This is a genomic window from Campylobacter pinnipediorum subsp. pinnipediorum (genome assembly GCF_002021925.1).
GTDB lineage: Bacteria > Campylobacterota > Campylobacteria > Campylobacterales > Campylobacteraceae > Campylobacter_A > Campylobacter_A pinnipediorum.
Genome location: NZ_CP012546.1, coordinates 435,689 through 450,351 on the forward strand (window position 1 = coordinate 435,689; position 14,663 = coordinate 450,351).

The 14,663-nt window shown below is 33.1% G+C and carries 23 protein-coding genes; 21 read left to right on the forward strand and 2 right to left on the reverse strand.

Annotated features, from left to right (window positions below; all coding sequences use genetic code 11):
• Nucleotides 1-31 precede the first annotated feature (31 nt).
• From CPIN17260_RS02220 to CPIN17260_RS02245, 6 genes are all read left to right on the forward strand, one after another.
• Nucleotides 32-670 carry a hypothetical protein gene (locus CPIN17260_RS02220; protein ID WP_069637878.1) on the forward strand — a complete coding sequence of 213 codons (639 nt, stop codon included), beginning with the start codon at nucleotides 32-34 and terminating at the stop codon, nucleotides 668-670.
• Nucleotides 667-1,107, forward strand: coding sequence for a phage protein GemA/Gp16 family protein (locus CPIN17260_RS02225; protein WP_069637879.1), 441 nt, complete (start codon nucleotides 667-669; stop codon nucleotides 1,105-1,107). Before CPIN17260_RS02220 ends, CPIN17260_RS02225 begins: the two co-directional genes overlap by 4 nt.
• 25 nt (nucleotides 1,108-1,132) lie before the next feature.
• Nucleotides 1,133-1,333, forward strand: a complete 201-nt coding sequence (locus tag CPIN17260_RS02230; RefSeq protein WP_069637880.1) for an NrdR family transcriptional regulator — start codon at nucleotides 1,133-1,135, stop codon at nucleotides 1,331-1,333.
• On the forward strand, nucleotides 1,323-2,528 hold the full coding sequence (locus CPIN17260_RS09025) for a structural protein (protein WP_099046651.1): 1,206 nt from the start codon (nucleotides 1,323-1,325) through the stop codon (nucleotides 2,526-2,528). The genes CPIN17260_RS02230 and CPIN17260_RS09025 overlap by 11 nt, the downstream gene beginning before the upstream one ends.
• Complete coding sequence (locus CPIN17260_RS02240) at nucleotides 2,525-2,908, forward strand: hypothetical protein (RefSeq protein WP_069637882.1); 384 nt, start codon at nucleotides 2,525-2,527, stop codon at nucleotides 2,906-2,908. Before CPIN17260_RS09025 ends, CPIN17260_RS02240 begins: the two co-directional genes overlap by 4 nt.
• Before the next feature lie 69 nt (nucleotides 2,909-2,977).
• Entirely contained in the window at nucleotides 2,978-3,418 is a 441-nt protein-coding gene (locus CPIN17260_RS02245; RefSeq protein ID WP_078387954.1) for a hypothetical protein, read from the forward strand.
• A gap of 11 nt (nucleotides 3,419-3,429) precedes the next feature.
• On the opposite strand, the gene CPIN17260_RS02250 is transcribed toward CPIN17260_RS02245, so the two are convergent.
• Nucleotides 3,430-5,001, reverse strand: coding sequence for a terminase large subunit domain-containing protein (locus CPIN17260_RS02250; protein WP_069637883.1), 1,572 nt, complete (start codon nucleotides 4,999-5,001; stop codon nucleotides 3,430-3,432).
• Nucleotides 5,002-5,094: 93 nt separating this feature from the next.
• Nucleotides 5,095-6,153 (reverse strand): phage portal protein, encoded by a 1,059-nt coding sequence (locus CPIN17260_RS02255; protein ID WP_069637884.1) that lies wholly within the window; start codon nucleotides 6,151-6,153, stop codon nucleotides 5,095-5,097.
• A gap of 125 nt (nucleotides 6,154-6,278) precedes the next feature.
• Between CPIN17260_RS02255 and CPIN17260_RS02260 the strand changes: the two genes are divergently transcribed.
• The 15 genes from CPIN17260_RS02260 (at nucleotide 6,279) to CPIN17260_RS02330 (ending at nucleotide 14,653) form a co-directional block, all read left to right on the forward strand.
• A complete protein-coding gene (locus CPIN17260_RS02260; RefSeq protein WP_069637885.1) occupies nucleotides 6,279-7,016 on the forward strand; it encodes an XkdF-like putative serine protease domain-containing protein in 738 nt (245 codons plus the stop codon).
• The gene (locus tag CPIN17260_RS02265; RefSeq protein ID WP_086936834.1) at nucleotides 7,013-7,945 is read left to right on the forward strand and encodes a phage major capsid protein, P2 family; all 933 of its coding nucleotides are present in this window, start codon (nucleotides 7,013-7,015) and stop codon (nucleotides 7,943-7,945) included. The genes CPIN17260_RS02260 and CPIN17260_RS02265 overlap by 4 nt, the downstream gene beginning before the upstream one ends.
• Complete coding sequence (locus CPIN17260_RS02270; RefSeq protein WP_069637887.1) at nucleotides 7,929-8,231, forward strand: hypothetical protein; 303 nt, start codon at nucleotides 7,929-7,931, stop codon at nucleotides 8,229-8,231. The genes CPIN17260_RS02265 and CPIN17260_RS02270 overlap by 17 nt, the downstream gene beginning before the upstream one ends.
• Nucleotide 8,232: 1 nt before the next feature.
• Nucleotides 8,233-8,610 carry a hypothetical protein gene (locus tag CPIN17260_RS02275; RefSeq protein ID WP_069637888.1) on the forward strand — a complete coding sequence of 126 codons (378 nt, stop codon included), beginning with the start codon at nucleotides 8,233-8,235 and terminating at the stop codon, nucleotides 8,608-8,610.
• Nucleotides 8,607-9,026 carry a DUF5675 family protein gene (locus tag CPIN17260_RS02280; protein ID WP_069637889.1) on the forward strand — a complete coding sequence of 140 codons (420 nt, stop codon included), beginning with the start codon at nucleotides 8,607-8,609 and terminating at the stop codon, nucleotides 9,024-9,026. The genes CPIN17260_RS02275 and CPIN17260_RS02280 overlap by 4 nt, the downstream gene beginning before the upstream one ends.
• Nucleotides 9,026-9,379, forward strand: coding sequence for a hypothetical protein (locus tag CPIN17260_RS02285; protein WP_069637890.1), 354 nt, complete (start codon nucleotides 9,026-9,028; stop codon nucleotides 9,377-9,379). Before CPIN17260_RS02280 ends, CPIN17260_RS02285 begins: the two co-directional genes overlap by 1 nt.
• Nucleotides 9,372-9,611, forward strand: coding sequence for a hypothetical protein (locus CPIN17260_RS02290; protein ID WP_069637891.1), 240 nt, complete (start codon nucleotides 9,372-9,374; stop codon nucleotides 9,609-9,611). The genes CPIN17260_RS02285 and CPIN17260_RS02290 overlap by 8 nt, the downstream gene beginning before the upstream one ends.
• Nucleotides 9,608-9,793, forward strand: coding sequence for a hypothetical protein (locus tag CPIN17260_RS02295; protein WP_069637892.1), 186 nt, complete (start codon nucleotides 9,608-9,610; stop codon nucleotides 9,791-9,793). Before CPIN17260_RS02290 ends, CPIN17260_RS02295 begins: the two co-directional genes overlap by 4 nt.
• 1 nt (nucleotide 9,794) lies before the next feature.
• On the forward strand, nucleotides 9,795-10,067 hold the full coding sequence (locus CPIN17260_RS02300) for a hypothetical protein (RefSeq protein ID WP_069637893.1): 273 nt from the start codon (nucleotides 9,795-9,797) through the stop codon (nucleotides 10,065-10,067).
• Between the two features lie 3 nt (nucleotides 10,068-10,070).
• Nucleotides 10,071-10,613, forward strand: coding sequence for a phage baseplate assembly protein V (locus CPIN17260_RS02305; RefSeq protein ID WP_226996982.1), 543 nt, complete (start codon nucleotides 10,071-10,073; stop codon nucleotides 10,611-10,613).
• Nucleotides 10,610-10,894 (forward strand): GPW/gp25 family protein, encoded by a 285-nt coding sequence (locus tag CPIN17260_RS02310; RefSeq protein ID WP_069637894.1) that lies wholly within the window; start codon nucleotides 10,610-10,612, stop codon nucleotides 10,892-10,894. The genes CPIN17260_RS02305 and CPIN17260_RS02310 overlap by 4 nt, the downstream gene beginning before the upstream one ends.
• Nucleotides 10,895-11,034: 140 nt before the next feature.
• Nucleotides 11,035-12,120 carry a baseplate assembly protein gene (locus CPIN17260_RS02315; RefSeq protein WP_069637895.1) on the forward strand — a complete coding sequence of 362 codons (1,086 nt, stop codon included), beginning with the start codon at nucleotides 11,035-11,037 and terminating at the stop codon, nucleotides 12,118-12,120.
• Nucleotides 12,117-12,737 carry a phage tail protein gene (locus CPIN17260_RS02320; RefSeq protein ID WP_069637896.1) on the forward strand — a complete coding sequence of 207 codons (621 nt, stop codon included), beginning with the start codon at nucleotides 12,117-12,119 and terminating at the stop codon, nucleotides 12,735-12,737. Before CPIN17260_RS02315 ends, CPIN17260_RS02320 begins: the two co-directional genes overlap by 4 nt.
• A complete protein-coding gene (locus CPIN17260_RS02325) occupies nucleotides 12,734-13,888 on the forward strand; it encodes a phage tail-collar fiber domain-containing protein (RefSeq protein ID WP_069637897.1) in 1,155 nt (384 codons plus the stop codon). The genes CPIN17260_RS02320 and CPIN17260_RS02325 overlap by 4 nt, the downstream gene beginning before the upstream one ends.
• A gap of 12 nt (nucleotides 13,889-13,900) precedes the next feature.
• Complete coding sequence (locus tag CPIN17260_RS02330; RefSeq protein ID WP_069637898.1) at nucleotides 13,901-14,653, forward strand: hypothetical protein; 753 nt, start codon at nucleotides 13,901-13,903, stop codon at nucleotides 14,651-14,653.
• Nucleotides 14,654-14,663 lie beyond the last annotated feature (10 nt).

Sequence of the window (14,663 nt, forward strand, 5' to 3'; positions counted from 1 at the left end):
GGCTTTTTAAAGAGTTTAGAAAAGGTGGCAAATGGACACTAAAAGATTAAAGATAATAGCTGATTTATTTGGTGATAGTAAGGGCTTTTTGCCACAAGCAAAGCTAATTAAATTTGATAAAAAGCTAAGTAGCATAAAGACTGATGAACTTATAAACTTTGCTATCTTTGCTGATAGATTTAGAGGTAATTTTGTAAATAATGATCTTGTTATCCATAAGGCTTTGATGTTTTGGCATAAAAAAAGACTAGAAGAACAAGCAAGACCTGGTGTGAAATATTTTAAAAATATAGAAGATATGATAGCTTATTGTAAAGAAGTATATAAAAATGAAGAGCTTTGCAGTGGAAAGCCTGGTGAAGGTGGCAATGGCTTTTTGGAGTTTGTGATAATCAAAATGGATAGCGAGGGAGTGCTTAGAAACTCTTTTGTGGTTACAGATAACGGAGTATATCAAAGACTTGATGCAAATGAGACTAGCATAGTATATAGATACTTATTTGATAATCAACATATGATAGGCAAGATAAATAGAATAAGCGAAGAATGGTATACAAGGCTTAATCATAAAGCCAAAACACAAGAAGTAGAGCAAGAAGAAGTAAGACAAATAAGCCCTACTACTAAAAAATTACTAGCAAATTTACTAGCCACAAAGGTGATAAAATGACAAAAGCACAAGAGATTTATAGAAAGCAATTACTTGCAAAAATTCATACACATAATAGTTATAAATTAATAAAAAATAATGATGCTTGGAGTGATTGGCTTAAGGTTAGGTTTGATGTAAGTAGCTCAAAAGATCTAAGCATAGATGAGCTAAATAGAGTGCTTGATATTTTCAATCTTAATTGTAATGATGAAATCAACCTAAAGCCGGATTATAAAGGAAGAAATCTAAACAAATCAAGTAAGATAAGTGTATCTCAAATCAATAAGATAATTGCTTTGCAAAATGAGCTTTGCTGGGATGATACACAATTACTTAGATTTTGTGCTAGGACAGCAAAGGTTTATTTTTTGTATGTTAGGTTTTTATATAAACTAGACAAAAAAGATGCAACAAAAATAATAACAGGAATGGGCAAAATTTTAAAAAAGTGCTAGAATAAAACAAAAAAAGGAGTTTTGTTTGTTTTGTCCGTATTGTGGTAATGAAAAGACAAGAGTGGTAACTACTATAAAAAGCCTACAGAATAAACGATACAGAATATGCAATAAATGCAATAAGAGCTTTCCAACAATAGAGGCTGTATATTTTGATGATTATTGGAAGTCTTATGCACAAGATACATCAAAAAAAGGCGAATTAAAGAGGATGTATGATAGATAATAATTTATTATTAAAAGGGATTTTAAAATCAAAAGCACAACAAAACAAAAGCTTAGATGAGATAATAGATGAGTTTACAAACGAGAACTCAAAGCTGGTTAAAAATGACTTAGAAAAAGCTATTGTAAATTTGATAGTTTTTGTAAATGAGAACCACGATATACCACTAGATACATTAAAAGATATGATAAGCTCTAAGATATCAGCAATGGGGCTAAGTATAAATCCGCTAAATTTGGAAGAGATATATAAAAAACTTGCTACTAGTGTTAAAGATCCTTTGGGTTTTAGTTTTGATAGGGTTGATATAAAAGCTATAGAAGGTATGAGAAATAGCTTTGTCTGGGCTAAGGATAAGTTTAATGCAGACTTTCAAAACAAGCTAAAAGATGTAACACAAAGGGTATTTGATGGTAAGATACCAAAAAGCGAACTAGCTGGGGCTTTGAAGGAAGAGCTAAAGGATAGCATAGATGGTAGTGTGAATTATTTTAAGGGTGTGGGCGATCATATAATAAGCCAAACAAATAATATAGCTAGGGTAAATCAAGCAAGAAAAAGAGATGTGCAGTATTATGAAGTTTTAGCTATAATAGATGCTAAGACTAGTGCAATATGTAGGTCAATGAATGGAAGAATTATACCTGCAAATCATATAAACGCACAAGCTGATAAGATAATGAACGCTAAAAGCATAAAAGACAAAAAGGCTGCTGCCGCTTGGGCTAGCAAGCCGTTTTTAGGCAAAAAACTACCATCAAACTTTGGCTTGCCTCCATATCATATGCATTGTAGAACTGAGCTAATACCTGTATATATAGAAGAAGAAGAAGAGATAGATGGTGTCAAGATGAAGCATACTGGTAGAAAAGATGATGAGCTAATAAGGCATATAGATAAAACCGGGGTGCTTAGGAGTCTTAGGAAGGGGAATTATTATGATGGTAAGCATTCTGAATTATTGTATACAAGAGCAAAAATATCTGATGTAGTAAAGGCTTTAAACTCTATAAATGTTATGGCACCAAACAATAAAAGACCACAAAGATTTAATGCTTATTCGGATAATGGCTTTTTTATGGTCTTTGATGGTAATGATATAGTAACTTTTTTTAAACCAAAAGATGGGAAGAAGCACTTTAATAAGCATAGTACAACTCTAGATCAAGAAATAATCAAAAGGTGGTTTATATGAGAAAATTAGAAATAGAGTTAAACTCTTATGCTGTATGGTTTATAGTTGCTAATAATTATGAATATAATGAAAAAGATAATAGTTTGGCATTTGCAAATAAATACTATACAGGGCTTAATTGTATAAAAGATGGCAAAATTATGTATCTAATGAATTGTGATTTTTATTTGGAAAACATAGAAATAGGTAAAAAAGACCCTATGATGTTAGAAGTATGTGAATTTGAAGATGCAGACAAGGATATTAGGTTTATAGGTAATTTTATAGATGCCTTTGCTTATATAGCCAAAAGAACATTTGAAATAGAAGGCTACGGGGTATTAACAGATGAGAAAGAGATCTTAGCTTGGCTTAGAAAAGATGGATATTTGGAGAAGTAAAAAAAGGATTAGCTATGAATTATGAAGCATTAGGTAGATATACAAAGGCAAAGGTTTAGGAGCTATTAGGTGAATGAAAAAGATATAAAGCCACATCTAAAAAACTTTGTTTATCGTGTGGGGGCTGGTGCTTTAAGAAAGGCTAAGTTTAAAGCACCTATAAAGACGGGTGATCTTAAAAGAGATATACAAATTTATGATGATAAGCTAGATAGTCTTTTGGTATCCATAGGTAATAGTGCTGGGGTAAAATATGCTAAGTTTGTCCACGAAGGTACAAAGCCACATATGATAAAAGTTAAAAAGATGAAAAGCTTGGCGAATAAAGAAAAAGGGCAGTTTTTTGGCAAACAAGTAAGACACCCAGGAACAAAGGCAAACCCTTATCTAAAAAATGCAGTTAGTGAGTTTTTAAAATCAAGTGATTATCAAAGGGCTACAAATGCCTTAGGAAACAAGATAGGCGAAGAGTATATAAAGGACATTAAAAAGGCTTTAAAAGTAAAGTAATAAAAGCAAGTTTATATTATCATAGCTCCGCCACCACTTCGTTTTGTTACGGCTGCTATTTTCTTACAAGCCAAAGCTAAAGCCCAAAATCTATCTGCGTGTCCGTATTCGTTTCTTTTTGCATCGTATTTAAAGCTTTTAGCCCCTACGCTTCTTTTTATGGCGTGAAGGTCGCTTATTAGCATAGCATCGTTTGGTATCTTTATCTTTTTATCTTCAAATAGCTTTTTTAAATTTAGTGCCATTTGCTCTTTTATAGAGTTTGTAAAATACACGCCGTGAACCCTACTTTTAAACTTAGAGTGCATAGTCTCTGTTAAATTTAGTCCGATACCTGTTTTATCCATTTCAAGTGTGGCTAGTGGGTAGCTTCTTAGGTGTGAGCTTAGTATGTCTTCTTGTTCTTTAAAGCTAGCCTTTGCAAACACGCCTAGACTTGCAAGAACAAAGTTATCTTTTATGCTTACTACACTGGCTAAGGTTGAGCGGTCATTTACTCTGCCTATATCATAACCACAAAGCAAGGGGGTATCACTTGCTGGGGTGTAGTAATTATAGCTTTCATCTATGCAAGATTTTATAAGGCTAATGGAGAGTAAAGAGCTTTCATCATCTATAAACACACACTCATAAGCACTAGCCCAGGTGTCAGCATCAAATAGCGCTTTCATAGTCTCAAGGTCAAACTCAAGTCCATCTTTAATAGCTGTGTATATATCTACCCTAAATCGTTCAAACATCTTATATTTTGCTTCATCGCTATAAAGTTCGTGAAATAAGCTCTTTTCTTCAAAAGGTGTTGAAAGTATAGTTAAACGACCTTTGATAGCTCCAATGCTTGGCACAAAGGCGTGCCAAATTTTCTTAGGATTTGCATACCAGGCAAACTCATCCATCCATATATCGCCAGTAAAGCCCTGAACTGTTCTAAAGTTGTGTGCTAGTGCTTTTATGATAGCACCATTTTCAAGGGTGATTTCTGTTTCGCTATCTTTATCAAGCACTATGCCAAAACGCTCTGCCCAGCCCCTTAAGTATCTCATTAATATAAGGGCTTGTTCTTCACTAGCACTTAAAAATAGTTGGTTACGACCACCAATAGCACCTATTAGTGCATCAGCTGCTGCTACATAAGAAAAGCCTATTTGCCTTGATTTTAGCACTATTCTAAACTGAGCCTCGCAAGCTAAAAAGTTTTTTTGATACTCAAATAAGCCGCCTTTACTTAGTATCTCATCTCTTAATATTTTTGCTGTTTTGTCCAAATTTATAGGTGGTTTTACATAAGAACTTAGCTCTTTTTTCTTTTTATCTTCACCCTTTAGTTTATTTAGTGCAATGATTAGCTCACTAAGCAAGATAGCATCATCACTGCGTAGGTCTTTTTTATTGCTTAGTATGTTTATCTTTTTTTCTAGTGATTGTATGGCATTTTGGATATTTACACTATCTTGTTTGGCTTGTTTTATCCATTTAGTAAGTGTTGGTCTTGATACATTCATTTGCTTTGAAACAAGCACAGAGTTTACACCACTTGCTATAAGGTTTAAGCACTCATTTTTAAAATCTTCATTATAAGCCATTTTAAGCCCCTTTTTTTACCTATATGTATGTTTGTATTATTTAAAGGCATTTAAACGATTTTAAACACCTTTTAAAAAGCTTATGATATATATTTAAATGTTTTTTTGCCATCCTAAAATACTTCTGGCTTCATCTATACTAAGTATACCACGACTAACAAGTTCAGTAACGATAGCTCCATCATCTTTAAAGTTAGTAACATCAACTGCCTTTAGGCTTAGTTTTATACCTATCCTACTAAAAAAGCCCTCAATTAGCTCTATTTTTGGTTTTATCTCTATCTCGTTAAATTGTTGAAGCTGTCCTATAAGTTCACCACCGCCACCAAGTCCGCCAGCTTCCATAATGCCAAGTAACCTTGGCGGTATGCCGTGGGCTGCGGCTATTTCATTTCTGCTAACCTTTTTGAGATTTTCAAAGCTAAGATCATCAACGCCACCTAATTTTTCAAAACGAATATCTGCATCACGATCACCTGTCGCAGAGTTTGCATAAGTAAGTAGTGTTTTGTGTGCATTTAGTGAGCCTTTAAAATTATCACTAAAAAATTCTTTATAGGTGCTAATTTGTTCTTCGCTTGGCTCTGAGTTTTTATGAATGATGGCTAGATCTGGTCTTGCTCCATTTTTAAAAAAGGCATAATTATAATTATCTGCTTCTTGATTTGTTAAGATAGCTAACATAACTGGCAAATAATCAGGTTCACCATAAAACCTTGAACTTGGTGAGTGGTATTTTAAATAATAGCCTTCAAGCTGTGTTTTTGTGCCATTTTTGTCTAGCTGAAAAATCTCACGATTTTTATTTGTTCGCCATTCAACTGCTGGTATATTGTATAAACAATAGTTATTTGTGGTTCCTGCCTTTTCAATTGGAGCATTGCCGTAAAGCTCTAAGTTATACACAAACTCATATAAGAAAGACTTTGGGCTAGCTTCAATTGGTAAAAACTTTCGTATATCACTATCTTCTAATTCTACTTGTGAAAGCATTCCAGCTTTTATTTTAATAGCACGCCTATGATATACATTTGCATAGTGCATAGCAAGTAATGTATCAAAGTCTACAAATGGTTCTAAAATGCCATTTGCTTCTTCATCTCTTGGTGTTTGTAAGCTTTGTGTATCTGATTTAAAAATGTATTTGTTCATAAGTGCATCCTTTTTTGACAATTTTATACAAAAGATTTTTTATAAAAATACTATATATAGTAGTTTAGTAATTCATTTTTTTAAAAATTACATAAAATGAGCATAAAACATTACAGGAGTAGTTAATGAAAAACAGACTTAAAGATCTAAACATTACTCATATATCGCTTGTAAAAGCTGGTGCTAATGGTAAAAGCATCATATATAAAAGTAGTGATGTAAAAACAAACTATGAAAAAACCATAAACATAGCAAAAAGCGACACTGAAAAGGGTGTTGTTTATGGGATAGTTTATGCACCAGATGAGGTAGATACTCAGGGCGACTTAGCAAGTGCGGCAGAGATAGAAAAGGCGGCTTATGCCTTTATGAAAGGGCTAAATGGTGCTAATGTAGATAGAGATCATAACTTTAAGCCAGATGGTGCTTATGTGGCTGAAAGCTGGATAGTTAGAGAAAATGATGCACTTTTTAAAAGTGAAAAAGTTGGAAGCTGGGCTGTGGCTATAAAGCTTGAAAGTGAAGAGTTAAAACAAGCTGTCAAAAAAGGCGAGATAGCAGGCATTTCTATGGCTGGAACTGGTGAGCGTGAAGCGCTTAATAAATCAGATAGTGGAATAGCTGAAGCCATAGCAAAAGGTTTTAGTGTGTTGTTTGAAAAATTTAGTAAAGGAGAAAAGGTGGAGCAAAACCAAAACAAAGATAATGAAAGCATACAAAAAGCTATAAGTGATGGCTTTGGCAAGCTTGGAGAGAGCATAGAAAAGCTTAATGCCAGAGTTGATGAGCTTGAAAAAAATGCAAAAAATAGCAAGCAAAGCGACAATGTAAATAAAAGCGATGAACTTGAGGGGGTATTATGAGAGATATACTAAATGTGATAAAAACAAAAGGTGTTATAAGCCCAACAGATATGACCGCAAATAACACTTTAAGTGTTGATAAATCAAGGAAGGTTATCAATACTATAGTTGACAGTAGTGATTTTTTAAAAAAGATAAATGTATATCAGACTAAAAAGTTACAAACTAGTATTGACACCTGGAATCTTGCTAAGGGTATTTTAGTAAGGGTTGCACCAGGTAATTCACCAACAGATGAGCAAAGACAAAAATTAGGTGTTGGGTCTGTAACACTTGATAATAAGCCGGTTCAGTTGTTTGCAAAGATCACACAAGACACACTTGAAGATAATGCGGATAATCCTAAATTTGAGTCTGAAACATTTGAAAGTTTTGCTAGGGCTTTTGCTACTGATTTGCAAAACTTAGGGATGATAGGCGAAAAGGATGATTATAGTTCAAATGAGTTTAAAAACCTAAACAAAGGCTGGTTTACACTAGCAAAAGAGGTAAGTGGAGTTAAAAAAATAGAACATAAAAAAGCCTCAAAGATGGTTGATAAGTTAGCCGCATTGGTGAAAGCACACAATGAAGAGGTGCTAAAAGATAGTGTTATTCTTATCTCACAAGCTGATTATTTAGCCTTTCAAACAGAGGTAGGGTCTAAAAATGGTGGTTTAGGCGTGCTTTTGAATGCTAATGCTAAAAGCATACTTGATGTGCCTTTAGAAGTTGCTGCTTTTGTACCAAAAGGTAAGTTTTTAATGACACCTCTTAAAAATTTAGTGATGAGCTTAGGACTTGCTGTAAGAAGAGTGAGATGGTATGACAATGAAGAAAGCTCACTTAAATACAAATTTGAAGTGTATAACGACTATCAAATAGCTGTGCCTGAGTGGGTAACACTTTCAGAAGAAAATGAGAGCGATACAGATGGTGACGGAATTTAGAGAATTGTTTCTCAAAAGGGCACAGAGTGTCCTTTTAAACCCAGATGAAATAACAGATGATGCTTTGGATGTAGCGGTTGGCGAAACCTTGGAAGAGTGTCAAGGAAAGAGTGTAAAGAGCTGGGTTATGATGGATTTTGCAATGATTAGACTTAAAGTGTATCTAAAAATAGCACTAAGCGAAGAAGATATAGTAATGCTAAAAAATGCAAGAGCTGAGATAGGTAAATCTGTTTTAGAGGGCGAGACAAAAACAGATGCTTATTTTAATATGCAGGCGGTTTAGGATGAGAGAAATAATTGATATTTTTAAAAAGCTAAAAGAAATTTATCCAGAAGCAAAGACTGTATACAAGGAAGGTGTTCAAACTGGTGTATATCTGGCATTTAACGGGATAAACAACAAAGAGTGGAAAAAAGATATTGCTAGTTTTACACTTTATGTTGGTGCTAGGAGTTTAGATGCTGATAAAAATAGTGTAATTGCTTTACTTGATGAACTAAGAGCTAGAACAATATCAAAGGCAAATTTTGTTTTTGGTGAAGAGATTTTTAAAAATATTGAATTTGTTAGCTTTGAAAGTAGTCTTTATGTTTATAGTATAGGTTTAGAGATACCACTATATAGAGAAAATGATGATGATTATTTAGGGGATGAGATATGAAAAAACTATACATAAAACGCTTTAAAAATATAGATGATGGCACACTTGGTGAGTTTGTTTTAGCAAGTGATGATAAGCCTATTTTAAAAGGCTACACCTTAGAACCAGCTGGAGCTGACAGCATAAAAGCAAATCAAGATAAAAGAGTACCGGCTGGAGAGTATGGGGCTACTTGGTCTTATTCGCCTAAGTTTAAAAAGGTATTGCCACTTTTATATAACGAGCTGGTATCTAAAGATAGGCGGATACTAATACACTCCGGCAATTATCCAAAGGATACATTAGGGTGTATTTTGGTGGGTAGTAGCTATGATGATAATGGTGTATATCACAGCAAAGAAACACTAAATAAGCTCATAGATCTTGCAAAAGATAATGATTTTATAGTTGTTATATCAAATAACAAGGGTGTGTGATGGGTTTTTTGTTTAAATTTATTAGCTCAAAGATATTTAATATGCCTATGCTTTGTGCTGTTGTCCTTATGATCGTAACTCTTTATCAGAGCATAAAAATTACAAGACTAGAAAATGAGATTCAAATTTTTAAAAATCAAACAAAGAGCTTAATAAGTGAGTTAAATATATCGGCAAATAGCCTAAGTGCTTGCAATGCACTTATATATATACAAAACAAAGCAATAAAAGAAAATGAGATAAAACAAGAAAACAAGATAAGCAAAAACGAGCAAAGAGTGCAAAAAATCTATATAAAAGATGATAGTTGCAAGGCTGAATTAAAAGCTTATAAGGAGCTATTTAATGAATAAATTAATGCTTATATGTTTTTTACTTGTGCTTATTTTAAGTGGTTGTGCAAACGATGTAAAAAACATAGAGCCAAGATATATATACAAAGATGTTTATGTGCCTATCAAATGTCAAGCTAGTATGCCACAAAAACCAAAAAACGATAGAAGCTTTGAGTCGCACAAGCAAATAATGCTTTATCTTTTAGAGTGTGAAAGGCTTTTAAAAGAGTGTTTGGGAGTTAGTAAATGAAAAAGGCATTTATTTTATTTGCTGGAGCAATTGCAGTATTTGCATTAAGTATCTTTTCATATACATTTTATGAGTGGTTATTTTATAACAAAGATATAGCTATGACTGCTTGGGCTTTGACAATTGGGGTTTTTAATGGGTTTTTTAGCCCTGCAAGACTTTTAAGCATTTTTAGGTTTTAGTATGGAGCTTAGCTATCTTTTTTATATCGTGATGGTTGGCTTGATGGGTTCTAGTGTGAGTTTTTTACATACCCCAAATAAAAGTTTTAGGGGTTTTTTAAATAGGGTTTTTGAAGGTTGTTTTGTGGCATATATCGTTTATGAAATAAGTTTTTTTAATTTTCATAACACTAGGCTAAGCCTTAGCCTTTGTGGTTTTGGGGCTTGGATGGGTAGTGATGGGCTTATCTTTATAAGAGATATAGTTACTGATTTTTTTAGGAAGAAGGTGTAGGAAGTGGATTTTATAGAAGTAGGCATGATTAGCGAAGTAAAGGGTGATAGAGTGCGAGTAAGCATTGGCTCTATGGTGACTGATTTTTTACCGGTAGTTCAAATGGCAAATGAATTTGCTTGCGGATTTGTGCCAACAAGGGTTGGAGAACAAGTTGTGGTTTTGCCTGTAAGAGGGAGTTTAAATGCTGGTGTTGTGCTTAGATCTATTTATCAAACAGCTCACGAAGCACCTGGTGTAGACACAAAAGAACAGCTTTTTGTGTTTGAAGATGGTATAAAGATGAGCTATAACACAGCCTCAAGCACACTTACTATAAGTTCGCCAAAGCAGATAAATATAAAATGTGCTAATGTAGATCTTAATGCAAAAAACATTAATGCAACAGCACAAAATACTACTTTAAAAAGTCCTAGCATAAGTTTTACAGGCGATATGAGACTTAATGGTAATTTAAATGTATCTGGGAATATAACAGATATAAAAGGTGATCTTACAGGTCATAGCCATAGCGATAGTGATGGTGGAAAGAGCTTACCAAGATGAAACATTTAGCAAGTATAGAAGAAAGCATAAAAGATATTTTACTAACTCCACTTGGTTCAAGGGTTATGCTGCCTGATTATGGAAGCAGGATTTTTGAACTTGTGGATAAAAAAGTAGATGATGAGTTTAGGGCTAATCTTGCTTGCTATGTAATAGAAGCTATCCAAAAATGGGAAAAACGAGTAAAGATAGATGAAGTTAGGCTAGTTAGTGCAAAAGATCACAAGCTTAGCTTTAAGATAGTGCTTATTGATGGCGATGAAATAGGAGTCAATATATGAACTTTTTAAAAGAGAGTGCAAAGCACAAGAAAAATACGGCGTTGCCGAAAGCAACGGTGTGCTTTAGGTGGGTCAAGGGAGCTTTAGCTCCTTGTCGTAAAGATGGGCTTTGCTCGGCTGCGAAGTTAGGATAATAATATATGAACTTTTTAAAAAATTTACCAGCACCAAAGATGATAGAAGAGCTTGATTTTAATAGTGTTTTAAACGATGTTAAAAGGCTTTTTAAAAGCTATTTAAAAGATGATGAGATAGAACTTTTAGAGAGTGATAGATTTTCTGCTATGCTTGAAGCTTTTGCTTATAGGGAGATATTGCTTAGAGCTAGGATAAATGAAGCTGTTAAGTCAATGCTGCTTGCTTTTGCAAAAGGAAGTGATTTAGATAATGTGGTAGCCATTTATGGGATAGAAAGATTAAAAGGAGAAAAGCCATGGGCTAGTGTTAAGTTTATATTATCAAGCATAAAAGAAAGTGATACTTTAATACCAAAAGGCACAATACTTACAAGTGATAATGCAAAAACAGCAAGACTAAAAGATGATGTGATTATCACAAAAGGTGGGTTAGAATCCGAAGGCAAGGTAATACTTGATGAGTTTGTAAAACAAAGCAACGCTAAGTGTGAGTATATACAAACACCTTTTCCATTTGTGCTAAAAGCAAAGCAATTAAGTGCTTTTGATGGCGGGGAGGATGTGGAAGATGATGAGAGATTAAGAGAGCGGGCGATACTTTCACTTGAAAGGTTTAGCACAGCAGGAGCTAAAAAGGCATACATATATCAAGCCATGAGTGCCACTCCAAAACTAAAAGAAGTAAGCGTTAGCAATGGCGGGGCCGGCGTTGTAAATGTCTTTTTAAAAACAAGTGATATGAGCGAAGAGACAAGAGCCTTGGTACAAGAGTATCTAAACGAAGATAAAAGGCGACCCTTGACTGATAAGGTCGTTGTAAAAAATGCAAATATAAATGAGATAAGCATAAGAGCTGAGCTTGAGCTAAATGATATGTTTATGCAAGATGAGATAGATAACAGCATAAAGCAAAACAGACAAAGCCTATCTTTGGGGGAAGATTTAAACCTTAGCTATGTTTATAAAATTTTGCATACAAATGGGGTTTATAGGGTAAATTTAAGCGAGCCAAGTGCTGATATAAAAGTAAGTGATGATAGCTTTGTTAGGATAAATTACGAGCTAAGCTACACAAAGGCTAAGCTATGAGCATACTACCAAAACATAAGCAAAACATAGATAAAAGGCTTGATGAACTTTTTGGATTAAGACTTGATGAGCTAGATATAAACACTATAAATACCTTAGCTAAAAGTTGTGATGAGAGATTATTAAAACATTTAGCTAATGCTTTTGATGTAGATATAGATGGACTTTTGCCTGATGAGGCTAGAGAGCTTATACAAAATGCTTTTGAAATTCATCTTTATTCAGGGACTTTTTATAGCTTAGATAAAGCACTTAAGGCATCTTATGCTGGGACAAAGCTTATTGAGTGGTATAAATATGATGGAGAACCATATCATTTTAAACTAGAGATAGACACTGGTAAATCCGGTGTTAATTTTGATGAGCTTGCAAAAGTAGACAAGATAGCAAACGCATATAAAAACGTGCGTTCTGTGTATGATGGTGCAACAATAAAAGTAGGCATAAGTACAAATATAAACACAGCTTCTTTTACATCAACTCACGAGAATATAACTATACATCCAACATCAATTAAGAATATAAGTACAAAAGACAACTACTTTATAGGGGCTTATGCAAAACTAGCTGAGATCATAAATATACAAATAATAAATTTAAAAGGAGAGCTTGAATGAGTGGCACAATGATAACTAATGTTGGGCTTAGTAAGCTAATACAAGCAACATCAAATAACAACACTATACAGCTTACACATATGGCAGTAGGAGACGGACAAGGCGAGATAAACCAAGATATGACATCTTTGCAAAACGAGAAACATAGATTTAGCATAAATGCGATAACCATAAACGCACAAGATAATCATATCCTTGATGTAGAGGGTGTTATAAATGCTAGTGTTGGAGGCTTTTATATAAGAGAAGCTGGTATATTTTGTGATGATGGTAGTTTATTTGCCATAGCAAAGGTAGCTGAAAGCTATAAGCCTTTACTTAATGAAGGCAGCGCAAAAGATATAACCATAAGCTTTAAAATTCAAGTATCAAACACAAACTTAATAAATCTAGTAGTTGATAATAATGTAGTTTTGGCCACTAGAAAATGGGTAAAAGATGAGCACTATACAAAAATAAAAACAGATGAGTTATTTTTAAAAACGGAAACAGCAGAGCAAACATATCTTAAAAAGACAGATACAATAGATGCTTACACAAAACAAGAAGCAAATAATAATTTTGTTTTTAAAAGCGAGATTAGTAGTAGTTTAGATACATTTAATAATGAAAAATCAAATTTCTTGCTTAAAAGCGCTGTAACAAACTCACTTACATCATCAAGCACAGCTAATGCGCTATCTGCAAACAAGGGTAAAGAGCTAAAAGAGCTAATAGATAATCTAACATCTAATCTAAATAACAAAGCTGACACAAGTAGAAGTTATAGCAAAAGTGAGAGTGATAGTAGGTATCTTACTTCATCAAAAGCTAGTAACACTTATGCAACAAAGAGCGAGTTAAATAACAAAGCAGATACAAGTAGAAGCTATACTAAAAGCGAGAGTGATGAAAAATACTTGCTTTCAACACAAAGTGCTTCTATGGCATCCAAACTTAAAACAAGAAGGAAAATACGCATAGCTGATACACAAGCAAACCGCGAGGGATTTGCATATTTTGATGGCTCTGAGGATATTTATATTACCATGGGTTGTAATGGTTGTAGTGGTAGCTGCTCTGGAAGTTGTAGTAGTGGATGCACTGCTTGTTCTGGTTGTAGTGGTGGCTGCTCAGGAAAATCTGATGGTTGTGGTTGCAGACATTCTTAATAAGGGGTTAAAATGAAAGAGTTTAAACAATTTATATTAAATTATCCAAAAATAGCATACTATGTAAATAATATAGATGAATATAAGAATTTAAAAAATGTTAAAGCAATTATTGGTGATAACTTACCGAGTAATTATGATATTGAGAAAAATGCTGATAGCTACGAAATTTACAATGAAACACTTTTGGCATCAAAAAATAAAGATGATATTGATACATTTAAATTTTTGTTATCACAAACATTAGAAAACAAGATAGTATTAGTAGAACTTCTTGGATATTGTGATGTTTTACCATTAAATTTAGGATGCTATTTAATCATAGAACAATCAGAATTTGCAAGTATGCAAAAACACAAAGATGGCTATTTTTTAATAGATGATGAAAGATATTATTTAGTTGAAACAAGTGATGAAAAAGAACTTAATGATTTGTATAAAAATAATTTTAAATATAGTTATCATTTTAATACAAAAACATATACAAAGATACCTGATGAATATGCTTATATTAAATTTTTTAAAGGAAGAATAAGAAATAGAATCTCTAATTTATTAGGTGATTTGAATGATTTATTGGCTGATAATACCAGATTGCTTTATGTCTTGTTTAATATTGTAAAAGAACAGATGAATAAACAACAAAGAGAACAATTTAAATTTATTATAGATAAGTATCCATCAGAACAAGAAATTAATAATATTTTACAAAGATTAAAAAATATTGATGAAATAGTATGGTCTTTAAAGACAAATAATTTTTAAAAAGGTAAAT